Source organism: Staphylococcus sp. EG-SA-15 (assembly GCF_017151895.1).
Classification (GTDB): Bacteria; Bacillota; Bacilli; order Staphylococcales; family Staphylococcaceae; genus Staphylococcus; species Staphylococcus aureus.
The window spans coordinates 1-26518 of the sequence record NZ_JACVZN010000018.1 but is presented as its reverse complement, the minus strand read 5'-3'; the positions used below and the strand labels follow the sequence as shown (position 1 = coordinate 26518).

Genomic DNA, 26518 nt, shown 5'->3' with positions numbered 1-26518 from the left:
TATGATTACTTATGATTTAATTGGCAATACACCATTAGTACTGTTAGAACATTATAGTGATGATAAAGTTAAAATTTATGCCAAGCTTGAACAATGGAATCCTGGAGGCAGTGTTAAAGACAGACTCGGGAAATATTTAGTAGAGAAGGCAATTCAAGAAGGGCGTGTGCGTGCAGGTCAAACTATTGTTGAAGCGACTGCTGGTAATACAGGCATAGGGTTAGCTATTGCAGCGAATAGACATCATTTGAAATGTAAGATCTTTGCGCCGTATGGTTTTTCAGAAGAAAAGATTAATATTATGATAGCGCTTGGTGCAGATGTTTCAAGGACGAGTCAGTCTGAAGGTATGCACGGGGCACAATTAGCTGCACGTTCCTATGCTGAAAAATATGGTGCCGTTTATATGAATCAATTTGAATCCGAACATAATCCGGATACATATTTTCATACATTGGGACCCGAATTGACTTCAGCATTACAGCAAATTGATTATTTTGTGGCTGGTATTGGCTCTGGCGGTACATTTACAGGTACCGCACGTTATTTAAAGCAACATCACGTGCAATGTTTTGCCGTTGAGCCAGAAGGGTCCGTGTTAAATGGAGGGCCAGCTCATGCACATGACACTGAAGGTATCGGTTCTGAGAAATGGCCGATATTTTTAGAGAGACGTCTTGTAGATGGGATATTTACGATTAAAGATCAAGATGCCTTTCGAAATGTCAAAAGTTTGGCTATAAATGAAGGGTTGTTAGTAGGCAGTTCTTCAGGTGCAGCATTACAAGGTGCATTGAATTTAAAAGCGCAACTAACTGAAGGTACGATTGTTGTCGTATTTCCAGATGGTAGCGATCGATATATGTCTAAGCAAATATTTAATTATGAGGAGAATGATTATGAATAAGAAAACTAAATTAATTCACGGTGGACACACAACGGACGACTATACAGGTGCAGTTACTACACCAATTTATCAAACAAGTACATATTTACAAGATGATATTGGTGATTTACGTCAAGGATATGAATATTCTCGTACTGCGAATCCAACAAGAAGTTCTGTAGAAAGCGTTATTGCGGCATTAGAAAATGGCCAACATGGCTTTGCATTTAGTTCAGGTGTTGCAGCAATCAGTGCAGTTGTTATGCTGTTGGACAAAGGTGATCATATTATTTTAAATTCAGATGTATACGGCGGTACTTATCGCGCATTGACAAAAGTATTTACACGATTTGGCATTGAAGTGGATTTTGTAGATACAACTCATACAGATTCAATTGTACAAGCGATACGCCCAACAACAAAGATGTTGTTTATTGAAACACCTTCTAATCCATTATTACGTGTTACTGACATTAAAAAGTCTGCTGAAATTGCGAAAGAACACGGTTTGATTTCAGTCGTTGATAACACATTTATGACACCTTATTATCAGAATCCATTAGATTTAGGCATCGATATTGTCTTGCATTCTGCAACGAAATATTTAGGTGGACATAGTGATGTCGTTGCTGGTTTAGTTGCAACATCGGATGACAAGCTTGCAGAACGTTTAGCATTTATTTCAAATTCAACAGGTGGCATTTTAGGACCTCAAGATAGCTATTTACTTGTGAGGGGTATTAAAACATTAGGTTTACGTATGGAACAAATTAATCGCAGTGTTATTGAAATTATTAAAATGTTACAAGCACATCCAGCTGTGCAACAAGTGTTCCATCCAAGTATTGAAAGTCATTTAAATCATGATGTCCATATGGCTCAAGCGGATGGCCATACAGGTGTGATTGCATTTGAAGTGAAAAATACAGAAAGTGCCAAACAATTGATTAAAGCAACATCGTATTACACATTAGCTGAAAGTTTAGGTGCAGTGGAAAGTTTAATTTCAGTACCTGCATTGATGACACATGCATCCATTCCAGCAGATATTCGAGCTAAAGAAGGTATTACAGACGGACTTGTAAGAATTTCTGTAGGTATTGAAGATACTGAAGATTTAGTCGATGATTTAAAACAAGCACTAGATACGTTATAAATAATAGCAGCACTAGCATAAATTTTGAGTTCAACTTAAATTGATTTTGAAAATGCTAGTGCTTTTTTGTGCGATGTTAATATTTAGTAATTGCGTTGTGGAGGATTGTTAGACATTTTTATTCATTTAATTCGATAAATGTCATAGTAGTCTCACAATTCGTCATTGTCTCATGAATTACTTATTTTTTAATTTTTTAGAAAATTCGGCAAATTGTATTGACGATATATGCAATTTTACATATAATGCTCTTATTCCTAGTGGATTAATAAGAATTTGTAGGAGGGGGCTTTGCATGATTGAGTTTCGACAAGTTAGTAAATCATTTCATAAGAAAAAGCAAACAATAGATGCTTTGAAGGACGTATCATTTACGGTCAATCGCAATGATATTTTTGGTGTGATTGGATATAGTGGTGCAGGAAAAAGTACGTTGGTAAGACTCGTGAATCATCTTGAAGCTGCCTCGAATGGACAAGTGATTGTAGATGGACATGATATTACGAATTATAGCGATAAAATGATGAGGGATATTAAGAAAGATATCGGTATGATATTTCAGCATTTCAATTTATTAAATTCAGCTACGGTATTTAAAAATGTAGCAATGCCACTCATTTTAAGTAAGAAAAGCAAAACAGAAATTAAGCAACGAGTAACAGAAATGCTTGAATTTGTAGGATTGAGTGATAAAAAAGACCAATTTCCTGATGAATTATCTGGTGGGCAGAAGCAAAGGGTGGCTATTGCAAGAGCGCTTGTTACTAATCCGAAAATACTCCTATGCGATGAAGCAACAAGCGCATTGGATCCAGCAACGACTGCTTCGATATTGACGTTATTAAAGAATGTCAATCAAACCTTTGGCATTACAATTATGATGATTACACATGAAATGCGCGTTATTAAAGACATTTGTAATCGTGTTGCTGTAATGGAAAAGGGGCAAGTGGTTGAAACAGGAACTGTTAAAGAGGTGTTTAGTCATCCTAAAACGACGATTGCTCAAAATTTTGTGTCTACAGTTATACAGACTGAGCCAAGTACATCATTGATTCGTCGATTGAATGACGAACAAGTTGGCGATTTTAAAGATTATAAAATCTTCGTCGAGGAAACTCAGGTGACACAACCGATTATAAATGACTTGATTCAAATTTGTGGCAGAGAGGTTAAAATTTTATTTTCATCTATGTCAGAAATACAAGGTAACACCGTATGTTATATGTGGCTTCGATTTAATATAGATCAACAATTTGATGACACGGCAATAAATCAATATTTCAAAGAGAAAAATATTCAATTTGAGGAGGTGCATTAACATATGTTTGGTTCTGATTTAGACAGTGCACAGTTATTACAAGCATTGTACGAAACGTTATATATGGTATCTATTGCTTTATTTTTAGGAGCAGTGATTGGTATTCCATTAGGTGTCTTATTGGTAATTACTCGAAAACAAGGCATATGGCCCAATATAGTGATACATCAAGTTTTAAATCCTTTAATCAATATTTTAAGGTCACTACCATTTATTATTTTGTTAATTGCGATTGTGCCATTCACAAAATTAGTAGTAGGTACTTCAATTGGTACGACTGCTGCCATCGTGCCTTTAACAGTATATGTGGCACCTTACATTGCAAGACTTGTTGAAAACTCATTATTGGAAGTAGACGAGGGGATTATTGAAGCGGCGAAAGCGATGGGCGCTTCACCACTACAAATCATTAGATATTTTTTAATTCCTGAAGCGTTAGGTTCATTAGTATTAGCAATTACCACTGCGATTATTGGACTTATTGGAAGTACGGCGATGGCAGGAGCTGTTGGCGGTGGTGGTATAGGAGACTTAGCTTTAGTGTATGGTTATCAAAGATTTGATACGACGGTCATTATTATTACCGTTATTGTATTAGTCATTATTGTCCAAGTGATTCAAACGCTAGGGAATGTCCTAGCTAGATTCATACGTAGACATTAATGATATATAGTGAAGATTTTGAAAGGAATTGATAGAATGAAAAGATTGATTGGGTTAGTTATCGTAGCACTTGTATTATTAGCAGCGTGTGGTAGTAACAATGATAAAAAAGTAACAATTGGTGTCGCATCAAATGACACTAAGGCTTGGGAGAAGGTTAAAGAATTAGCTAAAAAAGATGATATTGATGTGGAGATTAAGCACTTTTCCGATTACAATTTACCGAATAAAGCATTAAACGATGGTGATATTGATATGAATGCATTCCAACATTTTGCATTTTTAGATCAGTATAAGAAGGCACATAAAGGAACAAAGATTTCAGCATTAAGTACAACAGTTTTAGCACCGTTGGGCATTTACTCAGATAAAATTAAAGATATCAAAAAGGTTAAAGATGGTGCTAAAGTTGTCATTCCAAATGATGTATCAAACCAAGCACGTGCTCTTAAACTATTAGAAGCAGCTGGTTTAATAAAACTGAAAAAAGATTTCGGTTTGGCAGGCACGGTGAAAGATATAACGTCAAATCCAAAACATTTAAAAATTACTGCAGTAGATGCACAGCAAACTGCGCGTGCTTTATCTGATGTCGATATTGCAGTTATTAATAACGGTGTAGCAACTAAAGCGGGGAAAGACCCTAAAAATGATCCGATATTTTTAGAAAAATCAAATTCAGATGCTGTAAAGCCATATATTAATATTGTTGCAGTTAATGACAAAGACTTGGATAACAAAACATATGCTAAAATCGTAGAATTGTATCATTCAAAAGAAGCTCAAAAAGCGTTGCAGGAAGATGTCAAAGATGGAGAGAAACCTGTTAATTTATCTAAAGATGAGATTAAGGCAATAGAAACGTCATTAGCAAAATAAATTATATTGCGTCCTACAAGCAAAGTTCATGCTTATGTTTGTAGGGCGTTATTGTTGGAGAATAAAATTATTTCCAATAGAGAAAGGGATTGTAATCATTTTATAGTGAAATATTATGAAATTGTAATAATTTAGATATTGTAAAATCTAATAAGTTGTAATAATTTTAAGGGGTAATTATAAAATTTGATGATACAGTATATGATTTTTTTGTAATCATAATGTCATCAAACATCAACCTATTATACATAATAAAATCGTATAATGATGTAGTATTCATAAATTCGGATAAAAGAATGTTAGGAAAGTTAAGCAAGAGGAGGATTTTAAAGTGCAAAAAAAAGTAATTGCAGCTATTATTGGGACAAGCGCGATTAGCGCTGTTGCGGCAACTCAAGCAAATGCGGCTACAACTCACACAGTAAAACCGGGTGAATCAGTGTGGGCAATTTCAAATAAGTATGGGATTTCGATTGCTAAATTAAAGTCATTAAACAATTTAACATCTAATCTAATTTTCCCAAACCAAGTACTAAAAGTATCTGGCTCAAGTAATTCTACGAGTAATAGTAGCCGTCCATCAACGAACTCAGGTGGCGGATCATACTACACAGTACAAGCAGGCGACTCATTATCATTAATCGCATCAAAATATGGTACAACTTACCAAAACATTATGCGACTTAATGGTTTAAATAATTTCTTTATTTATCCAGGTCAAAAATTAAAAGTATCAGGTACTGCTAGCTCAAGTAACGCTGCGAGCAATAGTAGCCGTCCATCAACGAACTCAGGCGGTGGATCATACTACACAGTACAAGCAGGTGACTCATTGTCATTAATCGCATCAAAATATGGTACAACTTATCAAAAAATTATGAGCTTAAATGGCTTAAATAATTTCTTTATTTATCCGGGTCAAAAATTGAAAGTAACTGGTAATGCATCTACGAACTCAGGATCTGCAACAACGACAAATAGAGGTTACAATACACCAGTATTCAGTCACCAAAACTTATATACATGGGGTCAATGTACATATCATGTATTTAATCGTCGTGCTGAAATTGGTAAAGGTATTAGTACTTATTGGTGGAATGCTAATAACTGGGATAACGCAGCGGCAGCAGATGGTTACACTATCGACAATAGACCTACTGTAGGTTCTATCGCTCAAACAGATGTAGGTTACTATGGTCATGTTATGTTTGTAGAACGTGTAAATAACGATGGTAGTATTTTAGTTTCAGAAATGAACTATTCAGCTGCACCAGGTATTTTAACTTACAGAACGGTACCAGCTTACCAAGTAAATAATTATAGATATATTCACTAAAGTCTTACGTATATAAATATATAATGAATTCCTATTACATTTCACAAGCTGAAAAGTTGGATTGAATCCTAAACTTTATGGCGGGGCTATCAAAGTCGTGATTGTTGTAATAGGAATTTTTGTATAAGAAAAAGGATTGGTCGAATGAACTTCATGTTCTATGTTCGACCAATCCTTTTCTGAATTAGTATTCATGCTTTACTTTGCGAATGCTTGTAAATAATCTAGCACCGTTTGTTATTAAAGTAACAACTGCCACTGCTTTTTTGAACTTACGTGGTGACTTAATTGAAATGTAAAAGTCTAACACGGTTCCTACAGTGCTTAAACCTAATGAAAGATATACTAATTTTTTATTTTTAGCATGATATTTATAGCCATTGTAGCCGTCGACTATGAAACCTGCGACATTTAGTAAACTTGATAAACGTTGTGATTTGGAACGTTTTGCCATAATAATAATTCCCCCTAGTATCTTCTGTTTATATGAAAAATTGGGTGCGCTGAATTGCTAACGTTTTGCGCTATAACTACTCATATATGATAACATAATTGTACAGTATAATTTGAAAAATTGATTTCACAAAGTTGGGGTGTCAAAGATGATTAAATGTGTCTGTTTAGTTGAAGAAACAGCTGATAAAATATTACTTGTTCAAGTAAGGAATCGCGAAAAGTATTATTTCCCAGGTGGTAAAATAGAAGAAGGGGAATCACGAGTACAAGCGCTGTTAAGAGAAGTAAAAGAAGAATTAAATTTAACATTAACAATGGATGAAATTGAATATATCGGGACAATTGTAGGTCCTGCATATCCACAACAGGATATGTTAACTGAGTTAAATGGATTTCGCGCATTAACCAAAATCGATTGGGAAAACGTAACTATCAATAATGAAATTACGGATATACGCTGGATTGATAAAGATAATGATGCGTTGATTGCGCCTGCTGTCAAAGTTTGGATTGAAACGTATGGTGGTAAACATGACAAATAATGACACCATCATGTTACGACATTATGTCCCACAAGATTATTCGATGTTAGAAGCTTTTCAATTAAGTGAAAGTGATTTGAAGTTTGTTAAAACGCCAGAGGAAAATATTACAGCTGCAATGTCTGATAATGAAAGGTATCCCATCGTTGTAATGGATGGCAGGCAATGTGTGGCCTTTTTTACATTACATCGTGGAAAAGGGGTCGCACCATTTAGCGATAACCAAGATGCAGTATTTTTCAGGTCATTTAGTGTTGATCAACGTTATCGTAATAGAGGAATAGGTAAAGTGGTAATGGAAAAATTGGCGTCATTTATCACTTCAACATTTCAGGATATTAATGAGATTGTGTTAACGGTTAATACTGACAATCCACATGCCATGGCACTTTATCGCCAACAAGGATATCAATATATGGGAGATAGTATGTTCATCGGAAGACCTGTTCATATTATGGCGTTAACTATAAAATAAATTAAATTTAAAAGCATCTTTACTCATCGTCGACCACAACAATTAATGATGAATAAAGGTGCTTTTTGTTATAGATCACCGGACAATTTAATATAGTAAAAAGCGACCTAGTGAACAATTGACATATATCCACAGGTCGCTTAACTTAAGTTATATTGCTAGTTGCGATTAATTGATAGACTCATCATTTTTGCGCTGTCGAGATGGTCTTTTTATTAAAAATGCCGTAATCCAAGCCGTAATCGGAATACTGATTGCAACGGCAATACCGCCTAAAATAATAGAAATAAATTCTTGGGCAAATATTTTCGAGTTTATAATATGACCAAATGAATATTTAAGTTTGAAAAACCAAATAAATAAAGCAAGTTGGCCACCAAAAAAGGCAAGGTAAATCGTGTTCGCAGATGTCGCTAAAATTTCTCTACCAACACGCATGCCAGATTGGAATAATTCGTATTGCGTAAGTGTTGGATTTACTTGATGCAATTCATAAATGGGTGAACTAATGGTAATCGTTAAATCTATCACAGCTGCAATAACAGCAAGAATAATAGTGAACACCATAAATTGAACCATATCAATGCCAATATTCATTGAATACACATATGTTTCATCTTGTTGTTCGGTTGAAAAGCCTTGTAGATGACCGAAGTAGACAGATAAATAAATGAGTGTAATCAACAATATTGTTGTAACGATAGTGCTGATAAATGCAGCTTGTGTTTTAACATTGTAACTATTGAGTACGAATAAATTACAAGCGCCAATAATAATGCAGAAAAAGAATGTGACGACATAAATCGGTACGCCAAAAATAATCAATACAATACTAATAATTAAAATAGCGAAATTTAAAAATAGGGTTAAATAAGAGATGAATCCCTTTTTACCTCCGAAAATTATCATCAGAAAGAGGAGCAATAACGCCAATATAAATACAGCATTCATTGTTTCGCCCTCCTTAATGTTTCAAATACTTCCATAAACAATATTGTGATAGGAATTGTAAGTACGATACCTATACCGCCTGTTAGTGCGCGCGCAATTTCTAACGACCAATTCATCGAAATAGTATAAGTCACAGTATTTGCATTTTTTAAAAAGATTAAAAACATAGGTAGTGCACCGGATAAATATGAGAATAATAAGATGTTAGTCATTGTTCCCATAATATCTTGGCCGATGTTTCGCCCAGCAAGCGCCCATCTCCTCATTGAAATGTGTGGCGTACGCTGTAAAATTTCATGCATACCACTAGCAATTGTAATTGCAACATCCATAATAGCGCCAAGTGAACCTATTAACACTGAGGCTAGGAAGATATCTTTCGGTGGTAATGATAAAAAGTTCATCGTTTCATATTTAATGCCTTTACCATCTGTCATATATATGATTAATTCTGTTAAACCTATACTCAAAAAAGTTCCGATAATTGTACTGGCTATGGTAATGAGTGTACGCATATGCCAGCCTGTAACGAGCAATAAAGTGAGTATTGTTGAACAGATCATGGCAATGGTCATGAGTAAGAATAAATTAATATTGCTATGTTGAATATGAATGTAAATTGCGATTAATATGGCAATAGAATTCAAGATTAACGATAAAATCGATTGCAGTCCGACTTTGCGACCAACCAATAATACAGTTAATAAGAACAAACCAGTGATGATAACCGTTAAGGTATCACGCTTCTTTTCTATAATATAAGCATCACTCGGCTTGTTAGAAATATGTAATAATACTTTTTCGTGTGTGCGAAATGCCTCAGAATCTGCTTGCGATTTGACGTACTGATGATTAATCGTCGTCGTTTCTCCAGCAAATTGACCATTTAATATTTTGACTTTTAATTGATTTTTATATTTAATATCACGATTATTTTGTGCATCTTTTGTAGGTGTCGAAGAAACATGTTTGACATCTATAATTTGACCAATTGGTTTGTTGTAAAAGTTCTCATTATTGAATGTAAATAAAATAGCACCAATGAATGCGATGCAGAACAAACCTAAAATTATATTAAATGGCTTTGTAAATAAATTTCTATATTTCAAAAACAAAACCCCAATTCTATGAATGAATTAATATGGTGATTATACGCCCTTAATTTTTTATTTTCAAAGATATTACTGCTAAGTGTAAAACGAAAATCATCATTGATAAAGTCGAATTACTTAATGGAATGTAGACGTTTTAGTCATTAATTGCTGAATAAGTGTTAATAAGATACCAATATCACTCTTTGTATAAGGCTCCTTTGTAATAGCACATATCGTTCTTTTTAATTCAGTATGATCTAATTTTATATCTATCCATGATTTAGATTCTGGTAAATGTATATTTTGTGATGAAATGATATAACCTTCTTTTTGACGAAGGAGATACTGCGCAAGTGGTTGGCTACTGATTGTGTATACATCTGATTTAGTAATCTTGCGCAATTGTTTTTTTACAGTTTCGGCAAATGGTGCCAAGCAATAAATATGACTATGCTCAAACTGAATTAATGGTGGGTGTGTCGCCATCGTAATTGGATCGTCTGAAGGCGCATATAAATGATAGTGCTCTTCGAATAAAGGTAGCATATGTAATTGTTTGTGTTTACGTATTTCTGGTGTAAGTTCCGTGAAACCAATGTCTATATTCCCATTTAATACGCTATTTATAATTGTGTCATGTTCTAATAAGCTCGGTATGACATGTGTATCATTTTGTAAATGAAACGTTTGGATAAGTGGTAGTAACATGTGGGATGCGTCACTCTCATCATAGCCAATGTAGATACTTTTATTTTTAGTTAATCCATGGCTTTGAAATTGTTCAATCGTGCTATCTAAATGTTCAATAATACGCAGAGCTTCATTAAATAATAATTTCCCTTCAGATGTGAGCGTAATATTGCGTCCTTGCTTTTTAAATAAAGACACATTAAGTTCTTGTTCTAATAATGTAATTTGACGGCTTATCGCTGATTGAGCAATGTTTAGTTCAAGTGCTGTTTCGGAGATATGTTCTCTTTTAGCGACCTCGATAAAATATCTTAATTGTTTAATTTCCATAGCGATATAGGCACCTCCAAAAATGAGTGTTTTGTAACTATTATAGCAATATTATTGATAAATGTTCTATTTTTTAGATGAATATCTTCTATTTTATATATTGAACAGATAAATTTTTTAGATTATAGTAATTATCATTAATAACTAATATCAGAATATTCTAAAAAAAGGGGTGTGCATCATGCACAATGAGAAATTAATTAAAGGCTTATATGACTATCGTGAGGAACATGATGCGTGTGGTATTGGTTTTTATGCGAATATGGATAATAAAAGGTCTCACGACATCATTGATAAATCGCTTGAAATGTTGCGACGCTTAGATCACAGGGGCGGGGTCGGCGCAGATGGCATCACTGGTGATGGCGCAGGTATTATGACTGAAATACCTTTTGCATTTTTCAAACAACATGTAACGGACTTTGATATCCCAGGTGAAGGTGAATATGCCGTGGGGTTATTTTTTTCCAAAGAACGCGTTTTAGGTTCTGAACATGAAGCAGTTTTTAAAAAATATTTTGAAGGCGAAGGGTTATCAATTCTTGGTTATCGTAATGTACCAGTTAATAAAGATGCCATTGCTAAACATGTAGCAGATACGATGCCAGTCATTCAACAAGTGTTTATTGATATTAGGGACATTGAAGATGTTGAAAAGCGTTTATTTTTAGCGAGAAAACAATTAGAGTTCTATTCGACTCAGTGCGATTTAGAATTGTATTTTACGAGCTTATCACGTAAAACAATTGTATATAAAGGTTGGTTACGATCAGACCAAATTAAAAAACTCTATACAGATTTATCGGATGATTTATATCAATCAAAGCTAGGGTTAGTGCATTCGAGATTTAGTACGAATACATTCCCGAGTTGGAAAAGGGCGCATCCTAACCGTATGTTAATGCATAATGGTGAGATTAACACGATAAAAGGTAATGTGAACTGGATGCGAGCACGCCAACATAAATTAATCGAAACATTATTTGGCGAGGATCAACATAAAGTGTTTCAAATTGTCGATGAGGATGGTAGTGACTCTGCTATTGTAGATAATGCGCTAGAGTTCTTATCGTTAGCCATGGAGCCTGAAAAGGCAGCGATGTTACTCATACCTGAACCTTGGTTATACAATGAAGCGAATGATGCAAATGTACGTGCGTTTTATGAATTTTATAGTTATTTAATGGAACCGTGGGATGGTCCTACAATGATTTCGTTCTGTAACGGTGACAAACTTGGCGCGCTTACAGATAGAAATGGATTACGTCCAGGTCGTTATACGATTACTAAAGATAACTTTATTGTCTTTTCATCTGAAGTGGGTGTTGTGGACGTACCTGAAAGTAATGTTGCTTTTAAAGGTCAATTGAATCCTGGAAAGTTATTGCTTGTTGATTTTAAACAGAATAAAGTCATTGAAAATAATGATTTAAAAGGTGCGATTGCTGGAGAATTACCATATAAAGCGTGGATTGATAACCATAAAGTTGACTTTGATTTTGAAAATATACAATATCAAGATTCGCAATGGAAAGATGAGACGTTATTTAAATTACAACGTCAATTTGCATACACGAAAGAAGAGATTCATAAGTATATTCAGGAACTTGTAGAAGGTAAGAAGGATCCTATCGGTGCAATGGGATATGATGCGCCAATTGCAGTGTTGAACGAGCGACCAGAATCACTATTTAATTACTTTAAACAGCTGTTTGCACAAGTTACGAATCCACCAATTGATGCGTATCGTGAAAAAATCGTAACGAGTGAACTTTCTTATTTAGGTGGCGAAGGTAACTTACTAGCACCTGACGAAACGGTTTTAGATCGTATTCAATTGAAAAGGCCAGTATTGAATGAATCACACTTAGCAGCGATTGATCAGGAACATTTTAAATTAACTTATTTATCAACGGTATATGAAGGGGATTTGGAAGATGCGTTAGAAGCATTAGGCCGAGAAGCAGTGAATGCTGTAAAGCAAGGCGCTCAAATTCTAGTGTTAGATGATAGTGGATTAGTTGATAGCAATGGCTTTGCAATGCCGATGTTACTCGCAATAAGTCATGTGCATCAATTACTTATTAAAGCAGATTTACGTATGTCTACAAGTTTAGTCGCTAAATCTGGTGAGACACGAGAAGTGCATCATGTTGCTTGTTTACTCGCATATGGCGCGAATGCAATTGTGCCATACCTAGCGCAACGTACAGTTGAACAACTGACATTGACAGAAGGGTTACAAGGCACCGTTGTCGATAATGTTAAGACATATACGGATGTATTGTCAGAAGGTGTCATTAAAGTAATGGCTAAGATGGGAATTTCGACAGTGCAAAGTTATCAAGGTGCACAAATATTTGAAGCGATTGGCTTGTCTCATGATGTGATTGATCGTTATTTTACTGGAACACAGTCTAAGTTATCTGGTATTTCGATTGATCAAATTGATGCTGAAAATAAAGCACGTCAACAAAGTGATGATAATTATCTTGCATCAGGTAGTACATTCCAATGGAGACAACAAGGTCAACATCATGCTTTTAATCCGGAATCTATTTTCTTATTGCAGCACGCATGTAAAGAAAATGACTATGCGCAATTTAAAGCATACTCTGAAGCGGTGAACAAAAATAGAACAGATCACATTAGACATTTACTTGAATTTAAAGCATGTACACCGATTGACATCGACCAAGTTGAACCGGTAAGTGACATTGTCAAACGCTTTAATACAGGGGCGATGAGTTATGGATCGATTTCAGCGGAAGCACATGAAACGTTAGCACAAGCCATGAACCAATTAGGTGGAAAGAGTAATAGTGGTGAAGGTGGCGAAGATGCAAAACGTTATGAAGTACAAGTTGATGGAAGCAACAAAGTAAGTGCGATTAAACAAGTTGCTTCTGGGCGTTTTGGTGTAACTAGTGATTATTTACAACATGCCAAAGAAATTCAAATTAAAGTTGCGCAAGGTGCAAAGCCTGGTGAAGGTGGTCAATTACCTGGTACTAAGGTATATCCGTGGATTGCGAAGACAAGAGGGTCAACGCCAGGTATCGGTCTGATTTCACCACCGCCACATCATGATATTTATTCAATAGAAGATTTAGCGCAACTGATACATGATTTGAAAAATGCGAATAAAGATGCAGATATCGCGGTAAAATTAGTTTCGAAAACAGGTGTTGGTACCATTGCATCTGGGGTGGCAAAAGCATTTGCAGATAAAATTGTCATCAGTGGTTACGATGGTGGTACAGGGGCTTCACCTAAAACGAGTATTCAGCATGCCGGTGTTCCTTGGGAGATTGGTTTAGCAGAAACACATCAAACATTAAAACTAAATGACTTAAGAAGTCGTGTTAAGTTAGAAACAGACGGTAAGTTATTAACTGGTAAAGATGTAGCGTACGCATGTGCGCTTGGAGCGGAAGAATTTGGATTTGCAACTGCACCATTAGTGGTGTTGGGCTGTATTATGATGCGTGTATGCCATAAAGATACATGTCCAGTAGGAGTTGCAACTCAAAACAAAGATTTACGTGCTTTATATAGAGGTAAAGCACATCATGTTGTTAATTTTATGCATTTTATTGCACAAGAATTAAGAGAAATTTTAGCATCTTTAGGTTTGAAACGTGTAGAAGACTTAGTTGGAAGAACTGATTTATTACAACGATCATCAACATTAAAAGCGAATAGCAAAGCGGCTAGTATTGATGTTGAAAAACTGTTATGTCCTTTCGATGGGCCAAACACAAAAGAAATTCAACAAAATCATAATCTTGAGCATGGATTTGATTTAACAAATTTATATGAAGTAACGAAGCCATATATTGCTGAAGGACGTCGCTATACAGGTAGCTTTACAGTAAATAATGAACAACGTGATGTAGGAGTTATTACAGGTAGTGAGATTTCGAAACAATATGGAGAAGCAGGACTTCCTGAAAATACAATTAATGTTTATACGAATGGTCATGCTGGTCAAAGTCTTGCAGCATACGCACCGAAAGGCTTAATGATTCATCATACTGGAGATGCGAATGACTATGTTGGTAAAGGATTATCTGGTGGTACGCTCATTGTCAAAGCACCTTTTGAAGAACGACAAAATGAAATTATTGCTGGTAACGTCTCATTCTATGGTGCGACAGGTGGTAAGGCATTTATTAACGGTAGTGCAGGAGAAAGATTCTGTATTAGAAATAGTGGTGTAGATGTTGTCGTTGAAGGTATCGGTGACCATGGATTAGAGTACATGACTGGTGGACATGTCATTAATTTAGGGGATGTAGGTAAGAACTTCGGTCAAGGTATGAGTGGTGGTATTGCTTACGTTATCCCGTCTGATGTAGAAGCTTTTGTTGAAAATAATCAACTAGATACGCTTTCGTTTACAAAGATTAAACACCAAGAAGAAAAAGCGTTCATTAAGCAAATGCTGGAAGAACATGTGTCACACACGAATAGTACGAGAGCGATTCATGTGTTAAAACATTTTGATCGCATTGAAGATGTCGTCGTTAAAGTTATTCCAAAAGATTATCAATTAATGATGCAAAAAATTCATTTGCACAAATCATTACATGACAATGAAGATGAAGCGATGTTAGCTGCATTTTACGATGACAGTAAAACAATCGATGCTAAACATAAACCAGCCGTTGTGTATTAAGGAAAGGGGGAGATACGATGGGTGAATTTAAAGGATTTATGAAGTATGACAAACAGTACTTAGGTGAATTATCACTGGTAGACCGTTTGAAGCATCATAAAGCATATCAACAACGATTTACTAAAGAAGATGCCTCTATCCAAGGTGCACGATGTATGGATTGTGGAACGCCGTTTTGTCAAACCGGACAACAGTATGGTAGGGAAACAATAGGTTGTCCAATTGGAAACTACATTCCTGAATGGAACGACTTAGTGTATCATCAAGATTTTAAAACTGCTTATGAACGCTTAAGCGAAACAAATAACTTTCCTGACTTTACAGGGCGTGTATGTCCTGCACCATGCGAAAGTGCTTGTGTGATGAAGATTAATAGAGAATCGATTGCGATTAAAGGTATTGAACGCACAATTATTGATGAAGCTTTTGAAAATGGTTGGGTAGCACCGAAAGTTCCGAGTCGTCGTAGAGATGAAAAAGTGGCAATCGTTGGAAGCGGTCCAGCAGGATTAACTGCTGCTGAAGAACTTAATCTACTAGGATATCAAGTAACTATTTATGAACGTGCTAGAGAATCAGGCGGTTTATTAATGTATGGTATTCCGAATATGAAACTTGATAAAGATGTGGTTCGACGTCGTATTAAGTTAATGGAAGAAGCGGGCATTACTTTCATTAATGGTGTTGAAGTAGGCGTTGATATTGATAAAGCAACGTTAGAATCTGAGTATGATGCCATTATATTATGTACTGGTGCACAAAAAGGTAGAGATTTACCTTTAGAAGGACGCATGGGTGATGGTATACATTTCGCTATGGATTATTTAACTGAACAAACGCAGCTGTTAAATGGAGAAATTGATGATATAACAATAACTGCAAAAGATAAGAATGTCATTATCATTGGTGCTGGTGATACAGGGGCAGACTGTGTAGCGACAGCATTAAGAGAAAATTGTAAATCGATTGTTCAATTTAATAAATATACGAAATTGCCAGAAGCAATTACATTTACAGAAAATGCATCATGGCCTTTAGCAATGCCGGTGTTTAAAATGGGCTATGCGCACCAAGAGTACGAAGCTAAGTTTGGTAAGGAACCACGTGCATATGGTGTTCAAACAATGCGTTACGATGTTGACGATAAAGGACACATACGTGGTTTGTATACTCAAATTTTAGAGCAAGGCGAAAATGGTATGGTCATGAAAGAAGGACCTGAAAGATTTTGGCCTGCTGACCTTGTATTATTATCAATCGGCTTCGAAGGTACAGAACCAACAGTACCGAATGCTTTTAACATTAAAACGGATAGAAATCGAATCGTGGCGGATGATACAAACTATCAAACTAATAATGAAAAGGTATTTGCTGCTGGAGATGCTAGACGTGGTCAAAGTTTAGTTGTATGGGCAATTAAAGAAGGTAGAGGCGTAGCGAAAGCAGTAGATCAGTATTTAGCGAGTAAAGTTTGTGTATAATCTTTGTATGGAAATGGTGGTTACGTTGACGTTGTGTCATGCTGAATCGATTTTGAAATAATCTAGTATCTATCAACGTCACATGCCATCTTTGTAACCTAAAAACAAAGGTTTGTAAGACAACAAATAGATTAATTATAAGTAGTGATTTTTTACATTCGTTTATAGGTCAACTGTAGTGGAAGACAATGATTTGTGGTAATCATGTAATGCTTAAAAACAATATTGACTTTTACAGAACGTTCATATATGATAAATATTGTGTTTAGGAGGAATACCCAAGTCCGGCTGAAGGGATCGGTCTTGAAAACCGACAGGGGCTTAACGGCTCGCGGGGGTTCGAATCCCTCTTCCTCCGCCATCAATATTTATATTAAATACTATATATAATGAAGGTAAGTGCTCAAATTTTGAGTATTTACCTTTTTATTTGTCTTTGAATGACTCGTAATTTTTGATAATAGAAATGATAAGGCATTGAGATTGGAAGGGCATTTGGCTTGTGCAATATACATAGCTAAATGTCTTTTTTGTTTTGTGAAATATGATGGATGGCTTGTGTGGACAAGTTTGCTATTTATAGATATGCATTTTTCAATTTAGGAGTTGGCCATGCATCTACACTTTATAATGGTGAGAGCGTGGTGAGGTATTGTTAATAACGCAATTGTAGCGAGGAGTTATTGCTACATATGTCGTTATGGCTCATTGATTTTCTGAAATGGCTACCCCAGATAATTGTGACAAAATAAAAATATTTTGTTGAAAGCCTTTACATAACTTGTCTAGACAAGTTATACTCGTTTTAAGACATTAAGGGAGTGAAATATATGGCTGTAAAAAGAGAAGATGTAAAAGCCATCGTAACCGCTATTGGGGGAAAAGAAAATCTTGAAGCTGCAACGCATTGTGTAACACGATTACGTTTAGTGCTGAAGGATGAAAGTAAAGTTGATAAAGACGCATTAAGTAATAACGCGTTGGTCAAGGGGCAGTTTAAAGCAGACCATCAATATCAAATTGTCATTGGTCCAGGAACAGTCGATGAAGTGTATAAGCAGTTTATTGATGAAACAGGTGCTCAAGAAGCTTCGAAAGATGAAGCGAAACAAGCAGCTGCACAAAAAGGGAATCCAGTACAACGTTTGATCAAATTGTTGGGGGATATTTTTATACCAATATTACCTGCGATTGTGACAGCTGGTTTGTTAATGGGAATCAATAATTTACTTACAATGAAAGGTTTATTTGGTCCAAAAGCACTTATTGAGATGTATCCACAAATTGCTGATATTTCAAACATCATTAATGTGATTGCGAGTACGGCATTTATTTTCTTACCAGCATTAATTGGTTGGAGTAGTATGCGTGTATTTGGTGGTAGTCCGATTCTAGGCATAGTCTTAGGTTTGATTTTAATGCATCCGCAATTAGTATCTCAGTATGATTTGGCAAAAGGGAATATTCCGACGTGGAACTTATTTGGCTTAGAGATTAAGCAGTTGAATTACCAAGGTCAAGTGTTGCCAGTTTTAATTGCAGCTTACGTTCTAGCTAAAATTGAAAAAGGATTAAATAAAGTCGTTCACGATTCGATAAAAATGTTGGTCGTTGGACCCGTAGCGCTTTTAGTTACTGGATTTTTAGCATTTATTATCATTGGACCAGTTGCGTTATTGATTGGTACAGGTATTACATCTGGTGTTACATTTATATTCCAACATGCAGGATGGCTTGGCGGAGCAATATATGGATTGTTATATGCACCACTTGTAATTACAGGACTACACCATATGTTTTTAGCAGTAGATTTCCAATTGATGGGTAGCAGCTTAGGCGGTACGTATTTATGGCCAATTGTTGCGATTTCCAATATTTGTCAGGGCTCTGCAGCATTTGGAGCATGGTTTGTCTATAAACGTCGTAAAATGGTTAAAGAAGAAGGCTTGGCATTAACATCTTGTATTTCTGGTATGTTAGGTGTTACTGAACCAGCCATGTTCGGTGTGAACTTACCTCTGAAATATCCATTTATCGCTGCGATATCAACGTCTTGTGTATTGGGGGCAATCGTTGGTATGAATAACGTACTTGGAAAAGTTGGTGTTGGTGGCGTGCCAGCATTCATTTCAATTCAAAAAGAATTTTGGCCAGTATATCTTATTGTGACAGCTATTGCTATTGTTGTACCATGTATACTAACAATTGTGATGTCTCATTTTAGTAAACAAAAAGCGAAAGAAATTGTTGAAGATTAATAAAATAAAAAAGGGGCGTTCGTTATTTGGACGTCCTTTATTACGTTATAAGGTGGTAATTGTGTGTCGAAAGAAATAGATTGGAGAAAATCCGTTGTATATCAAATTTATCCTAAGTCGTTTAATGATACGACGGGGAATGGTATAGGAGATATCAACGGAATTATAGAAAAATTGGATTATATCAAGTTATTGGGTGTTGATTATATTTGGTTAACACCAGTGTATGAATCACCTATGAATGATAATGGCTATGATATCAGCAATTATTTAGAAATCAATGAAGACTTTGGAACGATGGATGATTTTGAAAAGTTAATCAAAGTTGCTCATCAAAAAGACTTGAAAGTAATGTTAGATATTGTCATTAATCATACGTCGACGGAGCATGAATGGTTTAAAGAAGCCCGTAAATCTAAAGATAACCCTTATAGAGATTATTACTTTTTCAGATCACCTGAAGACGGGCCGCCAACAAATTGGCATTCTAAATTCGGTGGTAATGCATGGAAGTATGATTCTGAGACAGATGAATATTATTTACATTTATTTGATGTCAGTCAAGCTGATTTAAATTGGGATAATCCGGAAGTACGTCAATCGTTATATCGCATAGTCAATCATTGGATAGACTTCGGCGTTGATGGTTTTCGATTTGATGTCATTAACTTAATTTCTAAAGGTGAATTTAAGGACTCTGACAAAATAGGTAAAGAATTTTATACGGATGGTCCTAGAGTGCATGAGTTTCTGCATGAATTAAATCGTCAAACGTTTGGTAACACTGACATGATGACTGTAGGAGAAATGTCTTCGACGACGATTGAAAATTGTATTAAGTATACACAACCAGAACGCCAAGAATTGAATAGTGTTTTTAATTTTCATCATCTAAAGGTTGATTATGTTGATGGTGAAAAGTGGACAAATGCGAAGCTTGATTTCCATAAGTTAAAGAAAATTCTGATGCAATGGCAACGAGGTATTTATGACGGTGGCGGATGGAACGCGATTTTCTGGTGTAATCATGATCAGCCACGGGTAGTGTCTAGATTTGGTGATGATACGTCGGAAGAGATGAGGATACAAAGTGCTAAAATGTTAGCTATCGCACTGCATATGTTGCAAGGGACGCCATATATTTACCAAGGTGAAGAAATTGGTATGACGGACCCACATTTTACATCAATAGCACAATATCGCGATGTTGAATCGATTAATGCCTACCATCAGTTGTTAAGTGAAGGGCATGCTGAAGCGGATGTGTTAACGATTTTAGGACAGAAGTCACGAGACAATTCGAGAACGCCTATGCAATGGAGTGATGATGTTAATGCTGGATTTACAGCTGGTAAGCCTTGGATTGATATTTCGGAAAATTATCATCAGGTCAACGTTAGACAAGCACTTCAGAATAAAGAGTCTATTTTCTATACGTATCAAAAATTAATACAATTAAGACATACGCATGATATTATTACGTATGGAGACATTGTGCCACGTTTTATGGATCATGATCATTTATTTGTTTATGAACGTCATTATAAGAATCAACAATGGCTAGTAATTGCGAATTTCTCAGCATCGGCTGTTGATTTGCCAGAAGGATTGGCTAGAGAAGGTCGTGTTGTGATTCAAACAGGCACAGTGGAAAATAATACGATAAGCGGGTTTGGTGCAATTGTAATCGAAACAAACGCGTAAAATAAATTGAGTGGATGCGTTTATATGGCGAAACAAAAAAAGTTTATGAAGATTTATGAGGCGTTGAAAGAAGATATATTAAACGGGCAGATTCAATATGGTGAACAAATTCCGTCTGAACATGATTTGGTGCAATTGTACCAGTCATCTCGAGAGACCGTGCGTAAGGCATTAGATTTGTTGGCATTAGACGGCATGATTCAAAAGATTCATGGTAAAGGGTCACTTGTCATTTATCAGGAGGTTACAGAGTTTCCATTTTCTGAACTGGTTAGTTTTAAAGAAATGCAAGAAGAAATGGGCGTCGCATATTTAACTGAAGTTGTTGTGAATGAGGTTGTTGAAGCGCATGAAGTTCCAGAAGTTCAACATGCTTTAAACATCAATTCTAGTGAATCACTCATTCATATTGTTAGAACTCGTCGGCTTAACCAACATGTGAAGATTGTTGATGAAGATTATTTTCTAAAGTCGATTGTTTCAGACATAGGTAATGATGTTGCGAGTGATTCTATTTATGATTATTTGGAAAAGGTATTAAATCTTAATATTAGTTATTCAAGTAAGTCTATTACTTTTGAACCGTTTGATGAACAAGCATATCAATTGTTTGGTGATGTATCGGTGGCTTATTCAGCAACAGTTCGAAGTATTGTGTATTTAGAAAATACAATGCCGTTTCAATATAATATTTCAAAACATCTTGCAAATGAATTTAAATTTAACGACTTCTCAAGACGTCGTATAAAGTAAACAATGATATAAATGATTTATACTTGCAATTAACTATTAAAATATAGTAATATATATCTTGCCGTGCTAGGTGGGGAGGTAGCGGTTCCCTGTACTCGAAATCCGCTTTATGCGAGGCTTAATTCCTTTGTTGAGGCCGTATTTTTGCGAAGTCTGCCCAAAGCACGTAGTGTTTGAAGATTTCGGTCCTATGCAATATGAACCCATGAACCATGTCAGGTCCTGACGGAAGCAGCATTAAGTGGATCATCATATGTGCCGTAGGGTAGCCGAGATTTAGCTAACGACTTTGGTTACGTTCGTGAATTACGTTCGATGCTTAGGTGCACGGTTTTTTATTTTTTAAATATTAAACCGATTATTAAGAGTTGAAAATATATATTTATTTATAGAAGCTACTTTCTTGAAGACAATTCAGCGTATTATACGTGGAACATGTTTGTGGGAAGTAGCTTTTTTATATGTGAAGTTTGATTCAAGTGAAATCGATGTGCAGTTTGAATGATTTTTGTGTCAATGAAAAGTAAGAAGTTATTATTTGATGATAAAGAAATGATGGTGAAATGAGGGGGAGTATCTTACAATAGAATTATTAATGAGATACGTTATGATTATTGACAATCAAATGCCTACGGAGGACATATGCAAATATATTTAAGTACTTTAACAGAGTTAGATTATGATAAATCTTTAAATAGTATTGAAGAAAGTTTTGATGATAATCCTGAAACGAGTTGGCAAGCACTTGCGAAAGTAAAACATTTAAGAAAATCTCCTTGCTATAATTTTGAATTAGAAGTAATAGCGAAAAATGAAAATAACGATGTCGTTGGACACGTTTTATTAATTGAAGTAGAAATTAATAGTGATGATAAGACGTATTATGGTTTGGCGATTGCCTCTTTATCAGTTCATCCTGAATTACGTGGACAAAAATTAGGTCGTGGCTTGGTTCAAGCAGTAGAAGAGCGTGCCAAAGCACAAGAGTATAGTACGGTTGTTGTAGACCATTGTTTTGACTACTTTGAAAAGTTGGGTTATCAAAATGCTGCTGAGCATGACATTAAATTAGAATCTGGTGATGCACCGTTACTTGTAAAATATTTATGGGATAATTTGACGGATGCACCACACGGAATCGTAAAATTTCCAGAACATTTTTATTAATTGTTCAATTAAGAAGTAAAGGTATTATCATGCTATAATGAGAGGTAATTGTTTATGGAGGTGCTAACTTGAATTATCAAGCCTTATATCGTATGTACAGACCCCAAAGTTTCGAGGATGTCGTCGGACAAGAACATGTCACGAAGACATTGCGCAATGCGATTTCTAAAGAAAAACAGTCGCATGCTTATATTTTTAGTGGTCCGAGAGGCACGGGGAAAACGAGTATTGCCAAAGTGTTTGCTAAAGCAATCAACTGTTTAAATAGCACTGATGGAGAACCTTGTAATGAATGTCATATTTGTAAAGGCATTACGCAGGGGACTAATTCAGATGTGATAGAAATTGATGCTGCTAGTAATAATGGCGTTGATGAAATAAGAAATATTAGAGACAAAGTTAAATATGCACCAAGTGAATCGAAATATAAAGTTTATATTATAGATGAGGTGCACATGCTAACAACAGGTGCTTTTAATGCCCTTTTAAAGACGTTAGAAGAACCTCCAGCACACGCTATTTTTATATTGGCAACGACAGAACCACATAAAATCCCTCCAACAATCATTTCTAGGGCACAACGTTTTGATTTTAAAGCAATTAGCCTAAATCAAATTGTTGAACGTTTAAAATTTGTAGCAGATGCACAACAAATTGAATGTGAAGATGAAGCCTTGGCATTTATCGCTAAAGCGTCTGAAGGGGGTATGCGTGATGCATTAAGTATTATGGATCAGGCTATTGCATTTGGTGATGGTACGTTAACATTGCAAGATGCGTTGAATGTCACAGGTAGCGTACATGATGAAGCGTTGGATCACTTGTTTGATGATATTGTACAAGGTGACGTACAAGCATCTTTTAAAAAATACCATCAGTTTATAACAGAGGGTAAAGAAGTGAATCGCCTAATAAATGATATGATTTATTTTGTCAGAGATACGATTATGAATAAAACATCTGAGAAAGATACTGAGTATCGAGCACTGATGAACTTAGAATTAGATATGTTATATCAAATGATTGATCTTATTAATGATACATTAGTGTCGATTCGTTTTAGTGTGAATCAAAACGTTCATTTTGAAGTGTTGTTAGTAAAATTAGCTGAGCAGATTAAGGGTCAACCACAAGTGATTGCGAATGTAGCTGAACCAGCACAAATTGCTTCATCGCCAAACACAGATGTATTGTTGCAACGTATGGAACAGTTAGAGCAAGAACTAAAAACACTAAAAGCACAAGGAGTGAGTGTCGCTCCTGTTCAAAAATCTTCGAAAAAGCCTGCGAGAGGCATACAAAAATCTAAAAATGCATTTTCAATGCAACAAATTGCAAAAGTGCTAGATAAAGCGAATAAGGCAGATATCAAATTGTTGAAAGATCATTGGCAAGAAGTGATTGATCATGCCAAAAACAATGATAAAAAATCACTCGTTAGTTTATTGCAAAATTCGGAACCTGTGGCGGCAAGTGAAGATCACGTACTTGTGAAATTTGAGGAAGAGATCCATTGTGAAATCGTCAATAAAGACGACGAGAAACGTAGTAGTATAGAAAGTGTTGTATGTAATATCGTTAATAAAAACGTTAAAGTTGTTGGTGTACCATCAGATCAATGGCAAAGAGTTCGAACGGAGTATTTACAAAATCGTAAAAACGAAGGCGATGATATGCCAAAGCAACAAGCACAACAAACAGATATTGCTCAAAAAGCAAAAGATCTTTTCGGTGAAGAAACTGTACATGTGATAGATGAAGAGTGATACATGACAAGCGATATAATCGTATGTATAATGAAAGAAACATCATTTTATTGATAAATATTTATTGATTTTCAAGGAGGAAATGGAATATGCGCGGTGGCGGAAACATGCAACAAATGATGAAACAAATGCAAAAAATGCAAAAGAAAATGGCTCAAGAACAAGAAAAACTTAAAGAAGAGCGTATTGTAGGAACAGCTGGCGGTGGCATGGTTGCAGTTACTGTAACTGGTCATAAAGAAGTTGTCGACGTTGAAATCAAAGAAGAAGCTGTAGACCCAGATGATATTGAAATGCTACAAGACTTAGTGTTAGCAGCTACTAATGAAGCGATGAATAAAGCTGATGAGCTTACTCAAGAACGTTTAGGTAAACATACTCAAGGCTTAAACATCCCTGGAATGTGATCATAGATGCATTATCCAGAACCTATATCAAAACTTATTGATAGCTTTATGAAATTGCCAGGCATTGGTCCAAAGACAGCCCAACGTCTGGCTTTTCATACCTTAGATATGAAAGAAGACGATGTTGTTCAGTTTGCCAAAGCATTAGTAGATGTTAAGAGAGAATTAACATATTGTAGCGTATGTGGTCACATTACTGAAAATGATCCATGTTATATTTGTGAAGATAAGCAAAGAGATCGTTCAGTTATTTGTGTTGTGGAAGATGACAAAGATGTCATAGCTATGGAAAAAATGAGAGAATACAAAGGTTTATATCACGTTTTACATGGGTCTATTTCGCCTATGGATGGCATTGGACCAGAAGATATTAATATTCCTTCATTGATTGAACGCTTGAAAAACGATGAAGTTAGCGAATTAATCTTAGCTATGAACCCGAACTTAGAGGGGGAATCTACAGCCATGTATATTTCTAGATTAGTTAAGCCTATAGGTATCAAAGTGACGAGATTAGCACAAGGGTTATCGGTAGGTGGCGATTTAGAGTATGCTGACGAAGTAACATTATCTAAAGCAATCGCAGGTAGAACAGAAATGTAATGTCTTCTATTAAACATTTTTGATTTTAATACTATAGTAAGAAAAGTCACAGTGTAATCATTGTGGCTTTTTTTATGGTGTGGTGTGATGTACTACTTTATTTGCGGTGTGGCGGTGGTATGGTTTACCTAGTTTTACTGAGGGATGGGTAATCTTTAGGAAGCAAGCCGTTGGTTGTGATTTGTTACTTCTAATAGTAATGATGTGAATTGGATTATCGAATTAGATCTATGGTTATGGTGTGTTGGTGCTATTAATTTGATAAATGCGGTTAATGACTATGCAAATGAAATTCTTTTGTAATTGAAATGATAGATGCTGGCTTAGTAAGTTGTACTTCTTTGGTCTAAAGCTTATTAAATCAGCCTGTATAGCGGTGTTTTGAGAGATTATTTAAAACTTGTAAATTTTTTTTTAATTTCTGGTAAAAAAATAACGTTCTGTTTTGCGGTTTTTTTTGATTGATATGGTTAGAAAAAAATCTGTTTCTTGTTCTAAAAAACGTACTATTTATAAGTGGGGATTTTTTTAAGTTCGATTTTTAGGATAAGGGCGTTCAGCACAGATGACAAAGGTGTAATTTTTACTGTTGTTAAGCAGTTTGAAAGCCTGTATAGTATTTATTTGTTGAGGCAAACAAAACAATTCAACTTAAGAAATAACTTGAATTACTAACGAAAATTAATTTTAAAAAGTTGTTGACTTAAATGTTAATAAAATGTATAATTAATTCTTGTCGGTAAGAAAAATGAACATTGAAAACTGAATGACAATATGTCAACGTTAATTCCAAAAAACGTAACTATAAGTTACAAACATTATTTAGTATTTATGAGCTAATCAAACATCATAATTTTTATGGAGAGTTTGATCCTGGCTCAGGATGAACGCTGGCGGCGTGCCTAATACATGCAAGTCG

Annotated in this window: 23 protein-coding genes, 1 tRNA gene, 1 rRNA gene and 1 other RNA gene; 22 read left to right on the top strand and 4 right to left on the bottom strand. The window is 35.3% G+C overall.

What is annotated here, in order from left to right:
- Window position 1: 1 nt before the first annotated feature.
- The 6 genes from IDG64_RS08940 (at window position 2) to aaa (ending at window position 6241) form a co-directional block, all read left to right on the top strand.
- Window positions 2-907: a PLP-dependent cysteine synthase family protein gene (locus IDG64_RS08940; protein ID WP_000634095.1), complete on the top strand. Its 906-nt coding sequence runs from the start codon at window positions 2-4 to the stop codon at window positions 905-907.
- Window positions 900-2042 carry a bifunctional cystathionine gamma-lyase/homocysteine desulfhydrase gene (locus tag IDG64_RS08935; protein WP_001036657.1) on the top strand — a complete coding sequence of 381 codons (1143 nt, stop codon included), beginning with the start codon at window positions 900-902 and terminating at the stop codon, window positions 2040-2042. The genes IDG64_RS08940 and IDG64_RS08935 overlap by 8 nt, the downstream gene beginning before the upstream one ends.
- Before the next feature lie 295 nt (window positions 2043-2337).
- Window positions 2338-3363 (top strand): methionine ABC transporter ATP-binding protein, encoded by a 1026-nt coding sequence (locus tag IDG64_RS08930; protein ID WP_000569271.1) that lies wholly within the window; start codon window positions 2338-2340, stop codon window positions 3361-3363.
- A gap of 3 nt (window positions 3364-3366) precedes the next feature.
- Window positions 3367-4026, top strand: coding sequence for a methionine ABC transporter permease (locus IDG64_RS08925; RefSeq protein ID WP_000467994.1), 660 nt, complete (start codon window positions 3367-3369; stop codon window positions 4024-4026).
- Window positions 4027-4062: 36 nt separating this feature from the next.
- Window positions 4063-4905, top strand: coding sequence for a dipeptide ABC transporter glycylmethionine-binding lipoprotein (gene gmpC, locus IDG64_RS08920; RefSeq protein WP_000825526.1), 843 nt, complete (start codon window positions 4063-4065; stop codon window positions 4903-4905).
- Window positions 4906-5236: 331 nt separating this feature from the next.
- Window positions 5237-6241, top strand: a complete 1005-nt coding sequence (aaa, locus tag IDG64_RS08915) for an autolysin/adhesin Aaa (protein ID WP_001170264.1) — start codon at window positions 5237-5239, stop codon at window positions 6239-6241.
- A gap of 184 nt (window positions 6242-6425) precedes the next feature.
- Here aaa and IDG64_RS08910 read toward each other — a convergent pair whose 3' ends face one another.
- The gene (locus tag IDG64_RS08910; RefSeq protein WP_001129473.1) at window positions 6426-6695 is read right to left on the bottom strand and encodes a hypothetical protein; all 270 of its coding nucleotides are present in this window, start codon (window positions 6693-6695) and stop codon (window positions 6426-6428) included.
- Window positions 6696-6843: 148 nt separating this feature from the next.
- Between IDG64_RS08910 and IDG64_RS08905 the strand changes: the two genes are divergently transcribed.
- Together IDG64_RS08905 and IDG64_RS08900 are read left to right on the top strand one after the other, a co-directional pair.
- The gene (locus IDG64_RS08905; protein ID WP_000588530.1) at window positions 6844-7239 is read left to right on the top strand and encodes an NUDIX hydrolase; all 396 of its coding nucleotides are present in this window, start codon (window positions 6844-6846) and stop codon (window positions 7237-7239) included.
- Window positions 7229-7714, top strand: coding sequence for a GNAT family N-acetyltransferase (locus IDG64_RS08900; RefSeq protein WP_000183668.1), 486 nt, complete (start codon window positions 7229-7231; stop codon window positions 7712-7714). Before IDG64_RS08905 ends, IDG64_RS08900 begins: the two co-directional genes overlap by 11 nt.
- A 168-nt stretch (window positions 7715-7882) precedes the next feature.
- Here the strand turns inward: IDG64_RS08900 and IDG64_RS08895 are convergent, their stop codons facing one another.
- The 3 genes from IDG64_RS08895 to gltC all read right to left on the bottom strand — a co-directional run bounded on the left by IDG64_RS08895 (window position 7883) and on the right by gltC (window position 10779).
- Window positions 7883-8665 carry a YibE/F family protein gene (locus IDG64_RS08895; RefSeq protein WP_000994678.1) on the bottom strand — a complete coding sequence of 261 codons (783 nt, stop codon included), beginning with the start codon at window positions 8663-8665 and terminating at the stop codon, window positions 7883-7885.
- Window positions 8662-9780, bottom strand: coding sequence for a YibE/F family protein (locus IDG64_RS08890; protein ID WP_077477270.1), 1119 nt, complete (start codon window positions 9778-9780; stop codon window positions 8662-8664). The genes IDG64_RS08895 and IDG64_RS08890 overlap by 4 nt, the downstream gene beginning before the upstream one ends.
- Before the next feature lie 114 nt (window positions 9781-9894).
- On the bottom strand, window positions 9895-10779 hold the full coding sequence (gene gltC / locus IDG64_RS08885; protein ID WP_000403907.1) for a glutamate biosynthesis transcriptional regulator GltC: 885 nt from the start codon (window positions 10777-10779) through the stop codon (window positions 9895-9897).
- Window positions 10780-10960: 181 nt separating this feature from the next.
- On the opposite strand from gltC, the gene gltB reads away from it, so the two are divergent.
- From gltB to IDG64_RS08815, 14 genes are all read left to right on the top strand, one after another.
- Window positions 10961-15460, top strand: coding sequence for a glutamate synthase large subunit (gene gltB / locus IDG64_RS08880; RefSeq protein WP_000551377.1), 4500 nt, complete (start codon window positions 10961-10963; stop codon window positions 15458-15460).
- 17 nt (window positions 15461-15477) lie between these two features.
- Window positions 15478-16941: a glutamate synthase subunit beta gene (locus tag IDG64_RS08875; protein WP_000503595.1), complete on the top strand. Its 1464-nt coding sequence runs from the start codon at window positions 15478-15480 to the stop codon at window positions 16939-16941.
- A gap of 268 nt (window positions 16942-17209) precedes the next feature.
- Window positions 17210-17302: transfer RNA gene (locus IDG64_RS08870), tRNA-Ser, on the top strand.
- A gap of 469 nt (window positions 17303-17771) precedes the next feature.
- Window positions 17772-19199 (top strand): PTS system trehalose-specific EIIBC component, encoded by a 1428-nt coding sequence (gene treP, locus IDG64_RS08865; protein ID WP_000279374.1) that lies wholly within the window; start codon window positions 17772-17774, stop codon window positions 19197-19199.
- Between the two features lie 63 nt (window positions 19200-19262).
- Window positions 19263-20903, top strand: coding sequence for an alpha,alpha-phosphotrehalase (gene treC / locus IDG64_RS08860; protein WP_000031495.1), 1641 nt, complete (start codon window positions 19263-19265; stop codon window positions 20901-20903).
- A 24-nt stretch (window positions 20904-20927) separates the two neighbouring features.
- Window positions 20928-21656, top strand: coding sequence for a trehalose operon repressor (gene treR, locus IDG64_RS08855; protein WP_001118675.1), 729 nt, complete (start codon window positions 20928-20930; stop codon window positions 21654-21656).
- 61 nt (window positions 21657-21717) lie between these two features.
- Window positions 21718-21987: signal recognition particle sRNA large type (gene ffs / locus IDG64_RS08850), an RNA gene on the top strand.
- A 72-nt stretch (window positions 21988-22059) separates the two neighbouring features.
- Complete coding sequence (locus tag IDG64_RS08845) at window positions 22060-22161, top strand: hypothetical protein (RefSeq protein WP_031775041.1); 102 nt, start codon at window positions 22060-22062, stop codon at window positions 22159-22161.
- 137 nt (window positions 22162-22298) lie between these two features.
- On the top strand, window positions 22299-22823 hold the full coding sequence (locus IDG64_RS08840) for a GNAT family N-acetyltransferase (RefSeq protein ID WP_001167822.1): 525 nt from the start codon (window positions 22299-22301) through the stop codon (window positions 22821-22823).
- A 68-nt stretch (window positions 22824-22891) separates the two neighbouring features.
- Window positions 22892-24589 (top strand): DNA polymerase III subunit gamma/tau, encoded by a 1698-nt coding sequence (gene dnaX / locus IDG64_RS08835; RefSeq protein ID WP_001109058.1) that lies wholly within the window; start codon window positions 22892-22894, stop codon window positions 24587-24589.
- Window positions 24590-24678: 89 nt separating this feature from the next.
- The gene (locus IDG64_RS08830; protein WP_001213992.1) at window positions 24679-24996 is read left to right on the top strand and encodes a YbaB/EbfC family nucleoid-associated protein; all 318 of its coding nucleotides are present in this window, start codon (window positions 24679-24681) and stop codon (window positions 24994-24996) included.
- 6 nt (window positions 24997-25002) lie between these two features.
- Window positions 25003-25599 carry a recombination mediator RecR gene (gene recR / locus IDG64_RS08825; RefSeq protein WP_000559156.1) on the top strand — a complete coding sequence of 199 codons (597 nt, stop codon included), beginning with the start codon at window positions 25003-25005 and terminating at the stop codon, window positions 25597-25599.
- Window positions 25600-25803: 204 nt separating this feature from the next.
- Window positions 25804-25902, top strand: coding sequence for a hypothetical protein (locus IDG64_RS08820; protein ID WP_001791812.1), 99 nt, complete (start codon window positions 25804-25806; stop codon window positions 25900-25902).
- 552 nt (window positions 25903-26454) lie between these two features.
- Window positions 26455-26518, top strand: a 16S ribosomal RNA gene (locus IDG64_RS08815); the annotation flags it as partial.